Below are 18,546 nucleotides of genomic sequence, written 5' to 3'. Positions count from 1 at the left end.
TGAATTATATTAAGCTTGTTAGCGCAGTAGTTTTGATTTTATCAAGTGTTATTCTATCTAAACCAGCAGCTAAATCGGCAATTAAATCGTTAGGATCTTCAAGACCAATATGCAGACGAATTAATGTGCCAGTAAAGTCGACACCTGATACCGGTCTAATTTTTGCTAATTCTTCAGGTTGGTTTGCTAAAATTAATGATTCAAATCCTCCCCATGAATACGCCATGGTAAAATGGTTTAAATGATCTAAAAAATCAGCTAATTGTATGTCGGTTAAGCGGTCTTTGAGAACAAACGAAAATAAACCACTTGCACCACTAAAATCACGTTTGAAAAATTCATGTCCTTTGCAACTTTCAAGTGCAGGGTGATTAACGGTTGCCACTTTCGGGTGACCAGCAAGCCATTTAGCAACTTTTAAGCCATTTTCATGATGTTGTTTAAGTCTCACCGCTAAGGTACGTAATCCACGCGCCGCCATATAGGCCGTATCGGCATCGCACATTTGTCCCATTAAATAAGAACGTTCTCGTAATCTATCCCAACATCTCTCATTGGCAACAGCAGTCCCTAACATGCCATCTGAGTGCCCAATAAGATATTTAGTGCCTGATTGAATTGAGATATCAATACCATGTTCTAATGCTTTGAATAATATCCCAGCCCCCCATGTATTATCGATCATAATGGTGATTTCAGGATTAACACTTCGAATGGCCTTAACAATTGCCGGTATGTCTTGAACTTCCATAGTGATTGAACTTGGTGACTCTAAAAATACCACTTTGGTATTAGGTTTGATATGGTTGGTAATATAACGGCCAATTAAAGGGGAAAAGTAATCAGTTTCAACCCCCATATCTTTTAAAATATGTTCACAAAATTCTTGGGTTGGCTCATAACTTGCCTCGGATACTAAGATATGATCCCCAGTTTTGACAAAAGCTAGAATCGTATTAGCAATGGCAGCAGCACCGCAAGGGTAAAGATAGCAACCAGCTCCACCTTCAATTTCAATCATGGCATCTTGCAGAGCAAAGTGGGTTAATGTGCCACGTCGTCCATAAAATAGTGCACCATTTGTACGATTTTCTGCCGCTTCTTTTTTGGCTGCAAGAGTATCAAACACCAATGAAGAGGCTCGTTGAATAACGGTATTTACTGCACCTTGGGTATAGCGTTGTTTTCGTCCTGCATGAACTAATTTTGTTGGTAATGACATGATCAATCCTAGGTTAGGGATAAATTTTAATAACAGTTAGCATAGCATGCTGTTAAAATAGTAAAAAATAATTTTTATGAATAGTTGTTTTCTGATAATGCTAATAACTCAACTGGCTAACCTAAATCATGCAATCATCGATTTTTCGTTATTACCTAAGCAAATTGTTGATTATGCAAATAAATTGCATGGCCAACGTAAAAGGCAATTTTTAGTTTGTCGTTCAATCTTAGCGCAGTTACTCAAACAACATTATAGTGTCGATATTTTACCCGAAATGGTCATTGGCGATAATAGTCGACCTCGTTTTTTAGATTGCTCGTTTCCTGATTTTAATATTAGTCATAGTGGGGATTGGGTTGCTGTAGCGGTTGCATTGTCAGGAAAGGTGGGCGTCGATATTGAGGTAGACAGGCCGCGAAAAAATTACCTAAATGTCGCTAAACATTGTTTTGCTGATGAAGAGTACCAATGGATGATTAACCAAGAAGATACATTATTAGCTTTTTGGCAGCTTTGGACATTGAAAGAATCGGCATTAAAACTTTATGCTAAAGGCGTTTGGCAAATAAAATCAGTCAATGTTAATTTAGAACGTCACTCTATTTGTGCCCCTTTTGGACAGCATTTCTATTTTCATTATCAACAGCTGTCAGGCGTTCATCTTGCGGTTAATTGTGATAATCCTATTACCAATATTGTTGTAAAATCCTAATTATTATAATCTGTTACCCTTTTAGGGTAACAGTTATTACAAATATTTTATTATTCGTTTGTGGTGAGTAATCCTGACTCACTTAAGGTTTTATTAAAGTCTTTGTCCATAAAGAATAAATCACGTTTATTTTCGCCTACTAATTCTAGTTTATCAACAATGGTTTTAAATAGCTTTTCTTCTTCATGCTGTTCTGATACATACCATTGTAAAAAATTGAAAGTTGAAAAATCTTTTTGAGTAAGGGCATAATCGACCAGTGAGTTAATTGCTTTGGTAATGGTCAATTCATGTTGATAGGCTGCTTTAAATACATCGAGTAACGATTTATATTTTGCTTCTGGTGCATCAATTTTTCCAATTAATGCAAGTGAACCACAATCTAGAACATAATCAAACAAACGTTCCATATGTTTGCGCTCTTCACCGGCATGATCTCGTAAAAATTTTCCAAAAGAGGGAAAATTTTGGTCATCACACCATGCACTCATTTGTAAATAAAGATTTGAAGAATAAAATTCTAGATTCAGTTGGTCATTAAGTTTTTTGACCATTTGTGTTGTTAACATCTGACTTTCCTCTCATTGCTATTTTATTATTCCACTTTTTAAACGTGGTTATTATATAAACCTTAGCGATTTAGCTAATTGGTTTAAATTGATTAAACTAAATAAATTTGTTGTAGGTTTTTTTTGTGCTTTTCATCTAATTGGTACTCTTTGGCTAACCAATTGTCGATGGTTTGATAACGCTGTTTAATTTCATTTATAGCAGCAGTTAAGAACTCTTTTTTGGCAGAAAATATGATTTTATACTTGTCTAATTCTTCCTGCGTAAATTTATTTTTATATTGATTAAGTGTTTCTTCACGAAAAGTTTGTAAGCATTGTTCAGTAAATAGATAGTCTTGCATGACATCTTCTTCACTCACGCCTAATGCAAAAAGTGTTAGCGCGACACCAATGCCGGTCCTATCTTTACCAACTGCACAGTGCTGAACTAATGGTTTACCATTAGCGTTAAGTAAAAGTGAGATTAATTGTTGATAAGCCTGATTATTAAATGGAAGTAACTGATAAAGTTTTACCATAAAATCAAATGGTGAATATTTTTTTAAAATAAAGATATCATCATAATCACTAGTTAAACTTGCAGTAATTTCGTTACTTAATGGATTAGCCGGGACATTAATATATTGAGTATTAGCCCATAAATTATCGGGACAGCGATCGATTTCATGCTGATCACGATAATCTAAAATATGATGAAGCTTTAATTGGTTAGATAAAATGTTTTTTTCATCTTCAGTTAAGCGAGAAAAGTCACCAGCACGGTATAACAACCCCGATCGAATTTGACGGCCGTCAGTTGTCTTGATTCCACCTAAATCACGAAAATTGATACTGTTTTTGATAGGGATAACTGATGTCATTACCGCTCCTTATTTATTCTTAACTTCGCTTGCTATATTAACATGTTTCTGATTAGAATTAAGTCAATGTTTTGTTGTTTGATAATCAATGAGGTTTTTAATATGTCGATGTTATCTATTTTTCTTTCAAATGAACCGGCTCAAGCGCAGTGGGGCAAAGATGCCTTACTCAGCTTTTCTGATGATGCTATAACAATACACTATAAGTCGGAACATCGCTTAGGTGCAATTCAGCGAGCAGGGCGTAAATTGGATAATCAAGGCATTAAAGCGGTGAAACTGACAGGAGAGGGTTGGGATTTAGAAGCGTCTTGGCATTTTTGGTTAGGTTACCGTAATGCCAAAAAAAACAATAAAGTGACGTGGGCAAAACTCAATAGCAAAGAAAAAACAGAACTTAAATATCGTTTGGATATTATTGATTGGTGTCGCGATATTGTTAATCAGCAAGCCGAAACCTTAAGTCCTCTTGAATTAGCAACACAAAGTGCAAAATTAATTAGTGCGTATTCATCTGATGTAACTTATAAAATTATTTCAGGCGAAGCCTTAAAAGAACAAGGTTATATGGGAATTTATACTGTTGGCAAAGGCTCGGATAGACCAGCTGCATTGCTTGAACTTGATTATAATCCGAGCAAAGATCCTAAAGCACCGATTATTGCTTGTTTAGTGGGTAAAGGTATTACCTTTGATTCTGGTGGCTATAGCTTAAAACCAAGCAGTTTTATGGAATCAATGCGTGCTGATATGGGCGGAGCTGCATTGGTGAGTGGCGCGTTAGCATTAGCGATAGCTCGTGGTGTACAACACCGTATTAAGCTTTATTTATGTTGTGCGGATAATTTAGTCAGTGGTAATGCGTTTAAATTAGGCGATATTATTCATTATCGTAATGGCAAAACTGTTGAGGTTGATAACACAGATGCGGAAGGACGCTTAGTGTTAGCTGATGGATTAATTTGCGCAGATAATGATAAACCACACTATATTATTGATTGTGCCACGCTAACCGGCGCTGCAAAAATTGCTGTAGGTAACGATTATCAATCCTTGTTATCATTCGATGATTCATTTGCTAATCGGCTAATTGAAAGTGCGACTACCGAACACGAAGCATTTTGGCGATTACCGTTAGCTGAGTTTCATCGTTCGCAATTTCCTTCATCTTTTGCCGATATGGCTAACTCTGGCTTACCTAATACCGCAGGTGCTAGCACCGCAGCGGCATTTTTATCGCATTTTATAAAAAATTATAAACAAAACTGGTTACATATTGACTGCTCAGCCACATTTCGTAAAAGTGCTACTTCCTTATGGGCAACAGGGGCAACCGGAGTAGGTGTTCGCGCCATAGCACATTTATTAAGTGAACTTAACTAGGATTGAAAAAAACCACTGTAAGAGTGGTTTTTTTATATTTTAGATATTTAAAGTGGGATAAATTATTTGTCTTCAACCACTATTGCTTTTTTAATATAAATGGGTTCAACAGGAACATTTTGGTGAGGTCCCATACGTTTAGTTGGTACCGCGGCAATTTTATCAACCACATCCATTCCTTTAATTACTTTACCAAATACTGCATAACCATATTTTTCTGGTGATTGATAATTAAGAAAATCATTATTTACTAGGTTAATAAAAAATTGGCTAGTTGCACTGTTGATTTCACTGGTTCTTGCCATGGCAATAGTGCCGCGATCATTTTTTAGACCGTTATTTGCTTCATTTTTAATTGGAGTAGTATTATCTTTGAATTTTAATTGATCATCTGCGCCACCACCTTGGATCATAAAACCAGGGATAACACGGTGGAAAGTTAAATTTTCATAAAATCCGCTTTTGACATAATCAATAAAATTTTTGCTAGAAATAGGCGCATGTTCGCTGTCTAATTCAATTTCGATATCACCCATACTGGTTTGTAATAGTACTTTTGTATCAGCATAAGCAAAAGTAGTAGCCATTGTTAACAACAATGAAGCAAATAACATTTTGATTTTATTCATATATTAAATTCCTTATCCAATTTAGTTGGCAGATTATACCGAATATTAAACTATTTTAAATGACAAATATGTAAAATAAGATAAAAATTTGAGTTTTAGTTCACAATAATACTGTTCTATATCGTATGACTTATTTAAAGTTGTTATCTTTAATTAACTATTAGCATTCCTCACATAGCTTTAATTAAATAGAAACATTTAAATGCCACATTTATTTTGCTGAATTGTATTTTGAAATAGAATGAGAACTCATGCGTTGTATTTTATGTAATATGCCATTAGCTTTAAGCCATCATGGCATTTGTTGTCAATGTGTGAACAATTTACCTAAGTTAAATAAAGTGTGTCAGCAATGTTGCTTACCACACTCTTTATTTACTGAGATCTGTTACCGTTGTCGAGACAATAAACCAAAGTATGACAAGCTTATAGCAGTGAGTGATTATATTAATCCATTGAAAAAACTTATTCACCAGTTAAAGTTTTATCATAAAACTGAATTTGCTTTAGCATTAGCTAGATTGATGTTTTTAGCGTGGTATCAACAACGAGAAGCAGACGGGTTAATGAAACCCGATTTAGTGACATGTGTCCCGTTACATCATTTACGATATTGGTCTCGTGGTTATAATCAAGCCGAATTATTGGCTAACCCCATTGCTAAGTGGTTAGGTCGTGATTTTTATCCGCATTTATTATATCGTAAACAGCGAGCTTTAGATCAAAAAACACTTTCATTGCAACAACGAATTGATAATGTTGATACCCTCTATTTTTGTCGGGAAGATCTCACTAATCAATCTGTTATGCTGATAGATGATATAGTCACTACCGCCAATACTATAAATGTTATTAGTCAACAATTGAAAAACTGCGGTGCAATAAGTGTTCAAGTCATTTGTTTATGTCGCACAGTATTGTAAAATCATAAACAATCCCTATAATAACCAACAGAGTTAGTCAACTATTATAATCAGTGATGCTCATAATTATTCATTGAATAACCGGCATCAAAGTGAGGGGTTTATGTCTATTATTACCATTTCTCAAGCAGCTCAACAGCATTTTAAAAAATTGCTTGCTAATCAAGCGGATGGAACACAAATTCGGGTGTTTGTTATCAATCCTGGTACCGCAACAGCGGAATGTGGCGTGTCATATTGTCCCGCTGATACTGTTGAAGAGAGTGATATTGAAGAAAAGCAAGATGGTTTTTCTGTTTATATTGATGAGATCAGTGCTCCATTTTTGGAAGAGACAGTGATTGATTATGTAACCGACGAACTTGGCTCACAATTAACATTAAAAGCACCAAACTCAAAAATGAAGAAAGTTGCAGATGATGCACCGTTAATCGAGCGCGTTAATTATCTGATTCAAGCTCAAGTTAATCCGCAACTTGCTAGCCATGGTGGTCATGTGAGCTTGGTTGAGTTGACAGAAGATAATTATGCCATATTACAATTTGGTGGAGGTTGTAATGGTTGTTCGATGGTGGATTATACCTTAAAAGAAGGAATCGAGAAGCAGTTACTGGCCGAATTTCCAGAATTAGCAGGGGTGAAAGATATTACTGAACATCAAGCCGGAAGCCACTCTTATTGTTAAAATAATTTCTAATTTAATCTTGCTTATTGCTAAGATTAAGTCATAATCAAATGCTGTTTGCCAATTCACTTTATGATGGGGTTTTATGAATCAAGTTAGTATTATTTCAGATCTTATCGTTTGGATTGAGAAAAATCTGGAGCAGCCATTATCTATAGATAATGTTTCGCAAAAATCAGGTTATTCTAAATGGCATTTACAACGAATGTTTAAAGAAGTAACCGGTCAAGTGCTTGGTACTTATATTCGTCATCGAAGGTTAACTTACGCTGCACTTTCTTTACGAATGACCAGTAAACCTATATTAGATATTGCAATGCAATATCGTTTTGATTCCCAACAAACTTTTACCCGTTCATTTAAAAAACAATTTAATGAAACACCGGCAAGTTATAGGCGTAGTGAATATTGGGATCCAACAGGATTAACGCCAGCCATTGAACTCAATAAGACGCGATTGTCGCTGCCTGAACCCACATTTGTCACTATGCCTAAACAGACTTTTTGGGGAATTACTTATAAAAATAACTGTAATCTAAGTAAATTATTAGATGAAGAGATTAAATTAAGAGTGCAATTTTTTCATAATTATTTAACGCGTTATGCTAATAAAAATGAAGCGTTGCCAGAAAGAATTTATGCATTTAATCGAATACTAAAAAGTAAAGATAATGCCAATGAGCAAGAACTTTTTTATACTATTGCATTAGAACACAATAATAACCTTGAACATATTGAACAATTTGTAAGTGAAGGTGGATTGTATCTTTGTTTTAAATATTTCGGACCACCAGAAAATTTCAAAGATTTTATTTCGCAAGTCCACTTGGCTGCTATGCCTGCATTAAAAGTTCGTTTACGTTCAGGGTGTTTAATTGAAATTCATCATAATTTGCATGATGATTCGGTTAAATCAGTCAAAAATCTTCAACGCATTGAGTGTGATTATTGTGTGCCCGTCATTACTGAAAATGAAATTCGCCAAAAAAATGGTGGATAAAATTGTTTCATTCCCTTTTTTACTAGTCATTTAATAAGTTTTGTTCTAACCAATATTTAAATTCAGGCGATGCTTCTTTTAGACTATTTGAACCACGAGTGACAGTGGCAATACCAATGCCAAGCTGTTCTTTTAATTGACGCTGATTAATTGAACCATCTAACAAAGCATGGACAATTTTTACTCGGGTAATTAATGCATCTCGTTCATCGGCAGTTAATAGGAGTTTTAATATATCAAGCGAATAGCCATCATTAAATGCTTGATGTAATATTTCAACGGTTTGTTGCCATTCTTTATTTTTCATCTTGTTCGTCATTAATATTGTTGGTTAAATTCAATTGTGGTTAAAATCCCTACGTTTTCTTGCTTTAAAATGGTTTTGTAAATGTAATCATAAGTTAATACATTTTTCACGTAATTACGGGTTTCGGTAAAAGGGATACTATCAATAAATGAGACAGCATCAAGTTTGCCGCCACTTTTATTAAGCCATTTTTTTACACGATTAGGGCCGGCATTATAAGCACTAGAGGATAAAATACGATTATTATTATTTTGTAAATAGACACTATTTAGATAGTAAGTTCCAAGTTGTATATTGATTTCAGGATCAAATAATTGAGCAGGAGAGTTATAGGTTACATAACCCATTTTTTTAGCTGTATCTTTAGCTGTTGCCGGCATAAGTTGCATTAAACCACTTGCACCGACGGGAGATTGTATTGTGGTATCAAGTGCGCTTTCTTGGCGCGAGATAGCTAATGCGTAAGAAAGCGGTATAACTTTGTCTTTTAATGCATTGTTATATAAGTTTTGATACATAATTGGGAGCCTTTCTGTCCAATTATCCCATAATTTTCCCGAGATTGTTGCTTGGATACTGAGATCGCCCCATCCTTTTTGGTAAGCGTATCTAGCTAACTGTAAATAATCATTATTGGGTAGATTCCTTAATGCATATCGCCATTCACGGTTTGACTCTGATATCATGCCTAAAAAACGTAATTCATTAATTCTTTTGATAAATGCTTGAGTGTCATATTGAGTATTTAATTTGCTACGTTCTGCAGCTGAAAGGTCTTGTGATAAATTGACAAGTATATAAGGTTGATTAAGTGTTTGTGCACTAATCATACCGTAAAAGCCTCGATTATTGCTTAATGTTTGTAAAATGGTATGGGCTTGTTCACGTTGATTATTGTTAAGTAGCACGCGTGCTTGCCAATATTGCCAATCGTCTTTCAATTGATCTTTTGGATCAAGCTGTGTTAACCAATAAGCAATATCTTTAAAATCGTTGTTATCAATCGCGACACGGATACGTTTTTCAACTAATGGCGTGTCATGTGTTTTGGCAATAAAATTATCACGCCACTCAATTTGTTGCTGCGTTGCTGAATCATTAAAGAAACGATCAGCCAAGCTTTTTTGTAGAACAATTTGCTCTTCTTCAGTTAATGCTTGTTGCTCAATAAGTTTTGGTAAAATTGCTTCGGCCAAATTCATATCAGCTTTCGCTAAACGTGCAAAGGAAGCAAGAACAATTTTTTTAGTAAATTTACTCGCTGTGATATTTTTTGAAAATTCACTTAATTTTTGTGGATTATCAAATAGAGCAAGTAAATGACTTTTTGTGGTTTGATAACTATTATCCAGTGTGTTCGCTAAATATCGTGCCAGTTTTATGTTGTTGGACTCAAGGGCGAGTTCAATGCGTAATAATATCATATTTCCGGTCTGTTTACCGGTTTGTGACCATGCATTAATTAGCGAGTCACAGGCTGAAGGCAGTTCTTTGCCTGTCATCCATAATGATTCAACTTCATTGTAAATCGACTCATTATTACTATTTTGTTGTAATTGGGCATAGAGATTTCGGCAATTTGCTGCAGGTGACCCATCTTGTGGAAAATTGACAATCGTGTTCCAATCTTGACGATTAGTCAATTCTGCCAGGTAAGCTTGTATCAATGATGAAGTTAACGGAAAGTCATTATATTGCGTGATGAAATTTCTGACTAATTCGGGTGAAACAACTTTAATATTACTTTGCAAAAATTGTACAGCAGCATAAGGATAAAGAGGATAAGTTGTTAACTCGTTTAGCAAAGCTTGTTGTTCTTCAAAACTTAATGATTGATAAGAATTGGTCCATTTTTGATAGCTAGCTCGCAAGTTAGTCTGAGCATTGCTTGCAAAACTACTATTGGCTATTAGTAAAGTTATCAATAAAAAAGAACGCAATACTAAACTCATCCTTTAACTCCGGTAGCATATTAGCTTATTAGATTAGCATATTTTAGCGTTATTCGTCGATAAGCAACGTATATTTAATTCCTAGTAAAATAGTCAACTAAATACTTGACTAAACTAAAAGGATATATACAATACATCCAAAATATAAAGAGGAGATGATCAATGAAATTGACTTCAAAGGGGCGATATGCGGTAACAGCAATGTTGGATGTAGCACTACATTCAAGCTCTGGTCCGGTTTCACTTGCCGATATTTCAGAACGTCAGGAAATCTCATTATCTTATCTTGAACAATTGTTTGCGCGTTTACGTAAAAATGGCTTAGTACTAAGTGTTAGAGGGCCAGGTGGTGGTTACGTGCTAAGTCGAAGTATGGATCAAATTGCAATTAGTTCGATTGTTAAAGCTGTAGATGAAACAGTTCACGCCACAAAATGCCATGGTCAAAATGGCTGTCAAGGTGGTGTTAGATGTTTAACACATAGTTTATGGAATGATTTAAGTGAACGCATTGATGACTTTTTAACAAGCATTACACTAAGTGAATTAGTGAATAATAAGGAAGTTAAAGCGGTAGCAGACCGTCAAAGTCACATACAGCAAGTTAGGATTAACTAATAAATATATAATACAGAATTTGTAATTGGGAGTAATAAATGAAACTACCTATTTATATGGATTATGCAGCGACAACGCCGGTTGATCCTAGAGTAGCTGAAAAAATGATGCAATATTTAACACTCGACGGTATATTTGGTAATCCGGCATCTCGATCTCATAAATTTGGATGGCAGGCCGAAGAAGCGGTAGATATAGCAAGAAACCAAATTGCTGATCTAATTGGTGCAGATTCACGAGAAATTGTGTTTACCTCTGGCGCTACAGAAGCCGATAATTTAGCCATTAAAGGGGCTGCCCATTTTAATCAAGCAAAAGGTAAACACATTATTACCTGTAAAACGGAACATAAAGCGGTACTTGATACTTGTCGTCAATTAGAACGAGAAGGCTATGAAGTGACTTATTTGGCCCCTGAATCTAATGGAATATTGGATTTAGATAAGCTTGCAGCTGCAATGCGTAGTGATACAACTGTTGTATCTATTATGCACGTTAATAATGAAACAGGCGTGGTTCAAGATATTGAAAAAATCGGTGAGATGTGCCGAGAACGAGGTATTGTTTTTCATGTTGATGCAACGCAAAGTGTTGGTAAATTACCGATTGATTTAACAAAGTTAAAAGTCGATCTTATGTCGTTTTCTGGACATAAAATTTACGGTCCTAAAGGCATTGGTGGGCTTTATGTAAGACGTAAACCTCGTGTTCGTATCGAAGCACAAATGCATGGTGGTGGTCATGAACGTGGTATGCGCTCAGGCACGTTACCTGTACATCAAATTGTTGGGATGGGCGAAGCCTATCACATAGCTAAAGAAGAAATGGCTACTGAAATGCCGCGACTATTAGCACTTAAAAATCGCCTATGGAATGGTTTAAAAGATATTGAAGAGGTTTACTTAAATGGTTCGTTAGAGCACAGTGCACCCAATATCTTAAATGTTAGCTTTGCTTATATTGAAGGCGAATCATTGATGATGGCTTTAAAAGATTTAGCTGTTTCATCTGGCTCTGCTTGTACTTCAGCTAGTTTAGAACCTTCATATGTTTTGCGTGCATTAGGATTAAATGATGAACTGGCTCACAGTTCAATCCGTTTTTCATTAGGCCGTTTTAGCACTGAAGAAGAAGTGGATTATGTAATTAAACTAATCAAAAATTCTATTGGCAAATTGAGAGATTTATCGCCACTTTGGGAAATGTTTAAAGATGGCGTTGATCTAACAAAAATTAAGTGGTCAGCCCATTAAAATTAGGAGCAAATTATGGCATATAGTGAAAAAGTCGTTGATCATTATGAAAACCCACGCAATGTTGGCTCTTTCGATCAAAATGATCCTAATGTTGGTAGTGGTATGGTTGGTGCGCCAGCGTGTGGCGATGTAATGCGATTACAAATCAAAGTGAATGATGCGGGTATTATTGAAGATGCTAAATTCAAAACTTATGGTTGTGGTAGTGCAATAGCATCCAGCTCTTTAGTCACCGAATGGATTAAAGGTAAATCGTTAGATGAAGCGCAAGCGATTAAAAATACTGATATCGCAAAAGAACTTGCATTGCCACCTGTTAAAATTCACTGTTCAATTTTAGCCGAAGATGCAATTAAAGCCGCAATTGATGATTATAAAACTAAGAAAGGGCAAGGTTAATGGCAATCACATTAACAACAAGTGCAGCAAATCGAGTTCAATCCTTTTTGGCTAATCGCGGAAAAGGTGTTGGGCTTAGGTTAGGTGTAAAAACATCCGGTTGTTCAGGTATGGCTTATGTCTTGGAATTTGCTGATGTGATTAATGACGATGATAGCGTTTTTGAAGATAAAAATGTCAAAGTGATCGTAGATAAAAAAAGTTTAGTTTATATTGATGGAACAGAACTTGATTTTGTCAAAGAGGGTTTAAACGAAGGCTTTAAATTCAATAATCCTAATTCTAAGAATGAATGCGGTTGTGGCGAAAGCTTTAATGTTTAGTTGGAGCTATCATTATGGATAATTACTTTGAGTTATTTCAGCTACCTGTACAGTTGCCGGTTGATTCAAAACAGTTAGCGCTTCATTATCAACAGCTACAAAGACAATATCACCCAGATAATTTTGCGACTGCAAATGACAGCGAAAAATCCGCTGTTGTACAAAAATCGGCTAAAATTAATGATGGTTATCAAACATTAAAAAATCCGATCAAAGCGGCTGAATATTTTTTATCGTTACAAGGTTTTGATATTGCAGCAGAACAGAGCATTATTCATGATGCCGATTTTTTAATGGAGCAATTTTCTTTGCGTGAAAGGCTTGATGACATTGAAAATCAAACTAATTTTACCTTGTTAGATGATTTTCATGCAGAAATTATTGAACGTGAAAAAACAGTTTATAATCAATTACTAGCGCTCATTGCTAAACAAGATTGGCAAACTGCACTTAATCAACTCTATAAAATCCGTTATCTCACTAGATTGATTGAACAAATCGAGAAGTTACAAGAAAAGCAATTTGCTTTATAATTTTAAGATTAGTCGCACGTCAACAGAGATAGATTAAATGGTATTATTACAGATCAGTGAACCAGGACAAACACCAGAACCCCATCAACGTCGTGTGGCGGTAGGCATTGATCTTGGTACAACAAATTCACTCGTCGCAACAGTTCGTAGTGGACAATCCGAGGTTTTACCTGATTTAGACGGTAATGCTTTATTGCCATCAGTTGTTCATTATGGCATCGATCATGATGATAATCCGGTTATTACCGTTGGAAAGAATGCTAAAGATAATGCTGCCAACGATCCCAAAAATACAGTAAGTTCTGTTAAAAGGTTAATGGGCAGAAGTTTATCCGATATTCAATTTTCGCATTTTCCCTACGCATTTTCACAAACTGAAAATGGCGTACCCTTATTAAATTTACCTAATGGCCAAGTTAATCCGATTCAGGTTTCAGCCGAAATCTTAGTTGCTTTAGCCAACAGAGCAAAACAGACATTACAAAGTGAAATTGATGGCGCGGTGATTACTGTTCCTGCCTATTTTGATGATGCTCAGCGGCAAGCAACCAAAGATGCTGCAAAGTTAGCTGGATTGCATGTACTTCGTCTTTTAAATGAACCAACCGCCGCCGCGATTGCTTATGGTTTAGATTCCGGCAAAGAAGGGGTGATTGCCGTTTATGATTTAGGTGGCGGTACGTTTGATATTTCTATCTTGCGCTTACATAAAGGGGTGTTTGAAGTATTAGCAACGGGGGGCGATTCTGCACTTGGTGGTGATGATTTTGACCGACTACTTGCAGATTATCTAAAAAAACAAGTCGGTTTAGAAACTAACACTGATCCCCATATCAACCAAACAATTATTGATGAAGCGGTTCAAATCAAAATTGCACTAAGCCAGAAAGATTCTGTTTTAGTCAACATAGAAGGTCAATCTTTAACTATAACACGTAAACAATTTGAAGCGTTAATTGAACCGTTAGTCAAACGCACATTGGCGGTTTGTCGCCGGGCATTAAAAGATGCTCAAACTGATATGAGTGATATCGTTGAAGTTGTGATGGTCGGTGGTTCTACTCGCGTACCGTTAGTTCGTAAACTTGTCGGCGATTATTTTAAAACTGAGCCTTTAACGTCGATTGATCCGGATAAAGTTGTTGCTATTGGTGCAGCAATACAGGCGGATATACTCGTTGGCAATAAGCCAGATTCCGACATGCTATTGCTTGATGTTATTCCCTTGTCTTTAGGGATAGAAACGATGGGCGAATTGGTTGAAAAAATTATTCCACGTAATAGCACCATTCCTTGTGCGAGGGCGCAAGAATTCACAACCTTTAAAGACGGACAAACGGCGATGATGATTCATGTTTTACAAGGTGAACGTGAAACTGTTGCTGATTGCCGATCACTTGCAAGATTTACGTTAAGGGGTATTCCTCCTATGCCTGCAGGCGGTGCACATATTCGTGTCACTTTTCAAGTTGATGCTGATGGTTTGTTAAGTGTCACCGCAAAAGAGAAATCAACAGGCGTTGAAGCAGCGATCCAAGTCAAGCCATCTTATGGGTTAACAGATAAAGAAATCGCGTCCATGATTCAAGATTCTATTAGCTATGCACAGCAAGATAAACAAGCTAGGATGCTCGCTGAACAAAAAGTTGAAGCCGCACGAGTTCTTGAGAGTTTGCAAAGCGCCTTAGATAAAGACGCCGATTTATTAAGTGAAAATGAACTGGATCAGATTTTAGCAGCTAAACATCAATTACAAGCCGTAAGTAAATTAGATGACAGTTATACCATTGAAAAACAAATCAAAGTTGTTGATAAAGTGACACAGGAGTTTGCTGCTAAGCGAATGGATAGGTCAATTCGTCATGCTTTAACTGGTCATAAAGTTGATGATATTTAACTAACGAGATTATTATGCCAAAAATTACTTTTTTACCTAATGCCGATCTTTGTCCTGATGGATTAACTGTCGAAGCAGAAGAAGGCGAATCTATTTTAGAAGTTGCTTTGCGCAATGACATTGAAATTGAGCATGCTTGTGAAATGTCTTGTGCCTGTTCGACTTGCCACTGTATTGTTCGAAAAGGATTTGATTCACTCGAAGAGAGTGATGAACAAGAAGACGATATGCTGGATAAAGCGTGGGGTGTTGAACCGCATAGTCGCTTAAGTTGCCAAGCTCGAGTGACCGATGAAGATCTTGAGGTTGAAATCCCAAGATATAGTCTTAACCACGCTAAAGAAGATCATTAATCAGTCGCCTTTATGGCGGCGCCTAATTTACTTATCATTTGAGATTTTAATTTTTTCTATTTTTCTTTGATTTTGATATCGTTGTGATTTTTGTCACATTTTTCTTATCAAAAATAATACTTTACTATTAACTTGATTATCGTTTTGGTATAGTTGATTTATAGACATGTGCTGAAAAATAAACAGGTGTTTATGAATCATAGAGAAAAGCAAATCTTAACAATTATCCGTAATAATCCGCTTATCCAACAACATACAATAGCTGACATGTTAGGTATCACTCGCTCGAGTGTTGCAGGTTATATTATGACACTGACTCAAAAAGGCTATATAAAAGGAAAGGGTTATATTTTATCAGAAAATAATCATATTGTGGTGGTTGGTTCGAGCAATATGGATGTGACTGGATATTCAAATAAGAAATTAGTTTATGGTGATTCAAACCCAGGCAAAATTGCTTGTACACCTGGTGGTGTCGGTCGTAATATTGCTGAAAATTTAGCATTATTGGGACAAGATACTCATCTGGTTTCTATGATCGGTGATGATTTTTATGGCATGCAATTGATTGAGCACACGCGAAAAGCTGGCGTTAATATGGATCATTGCCACGTTGTAAAAGGGGATAGTACTTCAACTTATCTTTCTCTATTAGATGAAGCTGGTGAAATGATTCTAGCTATCAACGATATGGACATTATTGATAAGTTAACACCAAGTTTATTAAATGAGTCAAAACAATTGATTCAACATGCAAAATTATTAATTATTGATTGTAATTTACAATCAGAGGCTTTGGCTTGGTTATTCAGTAACGCAGGCTCAGTCCCTATTTTTGTTGATACCGTTTCAGCCTTTAAATCGCATAAAATAAAAGATTGGTTATCACATATTCATACTTTAAAACCTAACCGCCTTGAAGCTGAAATGTTAAGTGGCATAAAAATTAATAGCGATAAAGACATACCAGCTGTTATTGATTGGTTTCATAAACAAGGCGTGCAGCGTATAGCGATCAGTACCGGTGCTGAAGGTGTTTATTACAGCGAAATCAATGGTGAGCAAGGTTGGTCCGCTTCTATTCCTACAACAATTATTAGCGTTACAGGTGCAGGTGATGCGATGCTTGCTGGCCTTGCTCATGGCTATTTGGATAATATGAGTTTTTATCAAAGTGTGAGATTTGCTCAAGCGTGCTCATCTTTAACGTTATCATCTGAATTTACCAATAATCCAAATCTATCTATTAATTGTGTTCAAAATATATTGGAGTCTGTTTCATGAATAATGTATCTACCTATAATCAATATCTCGATATCTCGCCAGAAGTTAAACAAGCGCTTGACAATAATCAACCTGTCGTTGCTTTAGAATCGACCATTATTTCACATGGCATGCCTTATCCGCAAAATGTGGAAACCGCATTAAAAGTGGAAGAAATTGTCAGAAAAAATGGCGCAATTCCTGCAACGATTGCGGTAATTAACGGTCGATTAAAAGCTGGGTTATCAAAAGAAGAGATCACCATTCTTGGTAAAGAAGGATTAAATGTAACAAAAGTAAGCCGTCGTGATTTACCAGTTGTTGTAGCCAATAAACAAAATGGTGCGACAACCGTTGCAGCTACAATGATTATTGCTGAATTAGCGGGTATTCGAGTTTTTGCAACCGGCGGGCTTGGTGGCGTTCATCGTGGCGCTGAGCATACCTTTGATATTTCAGCCGATCTTCAAGAACTCGCTAATACAAGTGTCGCTGTAGTTTGTGCTGGTGCCAAATCAATTTTAGATTTAGGTCTAACGATGGAATACCTTGAAACATATGGGGTACCTGTGGTTGGTTATCAAACCGAAAAACTGCCGTCGTTCTTTAGCCGAACTAGTCCGTTTGATGTTAGCGTAAAACTAGATAGCGCTAAACAGATTGCCGACATGATTAACGTAAAATGGGATTTGGGTTTAAAGGGTGGCGTTGTGGTTGCAAATCCTATTCCTGAACAATATGCAATGGATGAGCAAATTATTTCCGTTGCGATTGAAAAAGCGTTACAAGAGTCGGTTGAGAAAGGGATTAAAGGTAAAGAAACCACGCCATTCTTGTTAGCAAAAGTGGTAGAAATAACGGGTGGTGATAGTTTAGAAGCTAATATCAATCTCGTCTTTAATAATGCTAAATTAGCATCAGAAATAGCAATAAATTATTGCCATATTAAATAATTACTATTAAATTTTTAGTCTAAAGGAAGAATAGCTATATTTATTTAATGCACTTCCTTTAGGTATTATCGCTTTAGTACCTGTAATCCTAAAAATATTTGTTTGATTTGTTAAAGTCATTATCGTTACTCTTTATGAATTACTCCTTGCATTAGTTAATTATTTACGTATAATTGACGCACTTTGTTTGTTGAATTTTTGATAAGCAAATGCGTATGAAGATATAATCCTTATTTAATAATATTGAATTATATCAACAATACTCCCGATTTGGGGGTTACGAAAAAGAACGGATTACACTCTCCTGTCAATCGAAACAGGGTAAGAGGAGTAGTCTTTTGTTATAACTTTTAAATAGTGGAGCTCTGGTCTCATGTCGAACCAAAGAATCCGTATCCGGTTAAAAGCGTTTGATCATCGTTTGATAGATCAATCAACTGCTGAAATTGTAGAAACTGCGAAGCGCACAGGCGCACAAGTTCGTGGTCCTATTCCATTACCGACACGCAAAGAGCGTTTTACCGTATTGATTTCTCCGCACGTTAATAAAGACGCGCGTGATCAATATGAAATTCGCACTCACAAACGTCTAGTTGATATTGTTGAGCCAACTGAAAAAACAGTTGATGCTTTAATGCGTCTAGATCTTGCTGCCGGTGTTGATGTGCAGATCAGTTTAGGTTAATCCTAGGCTGAATGATTG

Annotated in this window: 21 protein-coding genes; 15 read left to right on the top strand and 6 right to left on the bottom strand. The window is 36.0% G+C overall.

From position 1 onward, the window contains the following. Positions 1-4: 4 nt before the first annotated feature. Positions 5-1,222, bottom strand: coding sequence for a cystathionine beta-lyase (gene metC, locus J3U66_RS09705; RefSeq protein ID WP_267348820.1), 1,218 nt, complete (start codon positions 1,220-1,222; stop codon positions 5-7). 76 nt (positions 1,223-1,298) lie between these two features. On the opposite strand from metC, the gene J3U66_RS09700 reads away from it, so the two are divergent. Beyond that, positions 1,299-1,937 (top strand): 4'-phosphopantetheinyl transferase family protein, encoded by a 639-nt coding sequence (locus tag J3U66_RS09700; RefSeq protein WP_267333942.1) that lies wholly within the window; start codon positions 1,299-1,301, stop codon positions 1,935-1,937. Positions 1,938-1,987: 50 nt separating this feature from the next. On the opposite strand, the gene ftnA is transcribed toward J3U66_RS09700, so the two are convergent. Then, a complete protein-coding gene (gene ftnA, locus J3U66_RS09695; RefSeq protein WP_065634437.1) occupies positions 1,988-2,506 on the bottom strand; it encodes a non-heme ferritin in 519 nt (172 codons plus the stop codon). Between the two features lie 92 nt (positions 2,507-2,598). Then, positions 2,599-3,369 (bottom strand): tyrosine-protein phosphatase, encoded by a 771-nt coding sequence (locus J3U66_RS09690; RefSeq protein WP_267333941.1) that lies wholly within the window; start codon positions 3,367-3,369, stop codon positions 2,599-2,601. Positions 3,370-3,471: 102 nt separating this feature from the next. Between J3U66_RS09690 and pepB the strand changes: the two genes are divergently transcribed. After that, positions 3,472-4,752 (top strand): aminopeptidase PepB, encoded by a 1,281-nt coding sequence (gene pepB / locus J3U66_RS09685; RefSeq protein WP_267348818.1) that lies wholly within the window; start codon positions 3,472-3,474, stop codon positions 4,750-4,752. A 62-nt stretch (positions 4,753-4,814) separates the two neighbouring features. Here pepB and J3U66_RS09680 read toward each other — a convergent pair whose 3' ends face one another. Then, the gene (locus tag J3U66_RS09680) at positions 4,815-5,381 is read right to left on the bottom strand and encodes a peptidylprolyl isomerase (protein ID WP_416379736.1); all 567 of its coding nucleotides are present in this window, start codon (positions 5,379-5,381) and stop codon (positions 4,815-4,817) included. Positions 5,382-5,632: 251 nt separating this feature from the next. Here J3U66_RS09680 and J3U66_RS09675 point away from each other — a divergent pair, with 251 nt between their 5' ends. From J3U66_RS09675 to robA, 3 genes are all read left to right on the top strand, one after another. After that, positions 5,633-6,304, top strand: a complete 672-nt coding sequence (locus J3U66_RS09675; RefSeq protein WP_267348816.1) for a phosphoribosyltransferase family protein — start codon at positions 5,633-5,635, stop codon at positions 6,302-6,304. 109 nt (positions 6,305-6,413) lie between these two features. Further along, positions 6,414-6,989 carry a Fe-S biogenesis protein NfuA gene (nfuA, locus tag J3U66_RS09670; protein WP_267333970.1) on the top strand — a complete coding sequence of 192 codons (576 nt, stop codon included), beginning with the start codon at positions 6,414-6,416 and terminating at the stop codon, positions 6,987-6,989. Between the two features lie 85 nt (positions 6,990-7,074). After that, entirely contained in the window at positions 7,075-7,989 is a 915-nt protein-coding gene (gene robA / locus J3U66_RS09665) for an MDR efflux pump AcrAB transcriptional activator RobA (RefSeq protein ID WP_065634442.1), read from the top strand. Positions 7,990-8,011: 22 nt separating this feature from the next. Here robA and trpR read toward each other — a convergent pair whose 3' ends face one another. Next, on the bottom strand, positions 8,012-8,296 hold the full coding sequence (gene trpR, locus J3U66_RS09660; RefSeq protein ID WP_218056877.1) for a trp operon repressor: 285 nt from the start codon (positions 8,294-8,296) through the stop codon (positions 8,012-8,014). Positions 8,297-8,307: 11 nt separating this feature from the next. Further along, the gene (gene sltY / locus J3U66_RS09655; RefSeq protein WP_267348814.1) at positions 8,308-10,248 is read right to left on the bottom strand and encodes a murein transglycosylase; all 1,941 of its coding nucleotides are present in this window, start codon (positions 10,246-10,248) and stop codon (positions 8,308-8,310) included. Positions 10,249-10,410: 162 nt separating this feature from the next. Here sltY and iscR point away from each other — a divergent pair, with 162 nt between their 5' ends. The 10 genes from iscR (at position 10,411) to rpsJ (ending at position 18,528) form a co-directional block, all read left to right on the top strand. Next, positions 10,411-10,866 carry a Fe-S cluster assembly transcriptional regulator IscR gene (gene iscR, locus J3U66_RS09650; RefSeq protein ID WP_065634445.1) on the top strand — a complete coding sequence of 152 codons (456 nt, stop codon included), beginning with the start codon at positions 10,411-10,413 and terminating at the stop codon, positions 10,864-10,866. Positions 10,867-10,904: 38 nt separating this feature from the next. Beyond that, complete coding sequence (locus J3U66_RS09645; protein WP_267333937.1) at positions 10,905-12,119, top strand: IscS subfamily cysteine desulfurase; 1,215 nt, start codon at positions 10,905-10,907, stop codon at positions 12,117-12,119. Between the two features lie 15 nt (positions 12,120-12,134). Continuing rightward, the gene (gene iscU, locus J3U66_RS09640; protein ID WP_065634447.1) at positions 12,135-12,521 is read left to right on the top strand and encodes a Fe-S cluster assembly scaffold IscU; all 387 of its coding nucleotides are present in this window, start codon (positions 12,135-12,137) and stop codon (positions 12,519-12,521) included. Further along, a complete protein-coding gene (gene iscA / locus J3U66_RS09635) occupies positions 12,521-12,844 on the top strand; it encodes an iron-sulfur cluster assembly protein IscA (RefSeq protein WP_065634448.1) in 324 nt (107 codons plus the stop codon). The genes iscU and iscA overlap by 1 nt, the downstream gene beginning before the upstream one ends. Positions 12,845-12,858: 14 nt before the next feature. After that, on the top strand, positions 12,859-13,377 hold the full coding sequence (gene hscB / locus J3U66_RS09630; RefSeq protein ID WP_267333936.1) for a Fe-S protein assembly co-chaperone HscB: 519 nt from the start codon (positions 12,859-12,861) through the stop codon (positions 13,375-13,377). Positions 13,378-13,414: 37 nt separating this feature from the next. Next, positions 13,415-15,274 carry a Fe-S protein assembly chaperone HscA gene (gene hscA, locus J3U66_RS09625; protein ID WP_267348813.1) on the top strand — a complete coding sequence of 620 codons (1,860 nt, stop codon included), beginning with the start codon at positions 13,415-13,417 and terminating at the stop codon, positions 15,272-15,274. Positions 15,275-15,288: 14 nt separating this feature from the next. After that, positions 15,289-15,627, top strand: a complete 339-nt coding sequence (gene fdx, locus J3U66_RS09620; RefSeq protein WP_065634451.1) for an ISC system 2Fe-2S type ferredoxin — start codon at positions 15,289-15,291, stop codon at positions 15,625-15,627. A gap of 192 nt (positions 15,628-15,819) precedes the next feature. Then, on the top strand, positions 15,820-16,911 hold the full coding sequence (locus J3U66_RS09615) for a PfkB family carbohydrate kinase (protein WP_267348812.1): 1,092 nt from the start codon (positions 15,820-15,822) through the stop codon (positions 16,909-16,911). Beyond that, entirely contained in the window at positions 16,908-17,843 is a 936-nt protein-coding gene (locus J3U66_RS09610; protein ID WP_267333933.1) for a pseudouridine-5'-phosphate glycosidase, read from the top strand. The genes J3U66_RS09615 and J3U66_RS09610 overlap by 4 nt, the downstream gene beginning before the upstream one ends. A gap of 373 nt (positions 17,844-18,216) precedes the next feature. Next, complete coding sequence (gene rpsJ / locus J3U66_RS09605; RefSeq protein WP_006120582.1) at positions 18,217-18,528, top strand: 30S ribosomal protein S10; 312 nt, start codon at positions 18,217-18,219, stop codon at positions 18,526-18,528. Positions 18,529-18,546: the final 18 nt, after the last annotated feature.

The sequence above is a fragment of the Gilliamella sp. B2969 genome, from assembly GCF_026536195.1.
Taxonomy (GTDB): domain Bacteria; phylum Pseudomonadota; class Gammaproteobacteria; order Enterobacterales; family Orbaceae; genus Gilliamella.
This window is presented reverse-complemented; position numbering and strand designations above follow the sequence as displayed.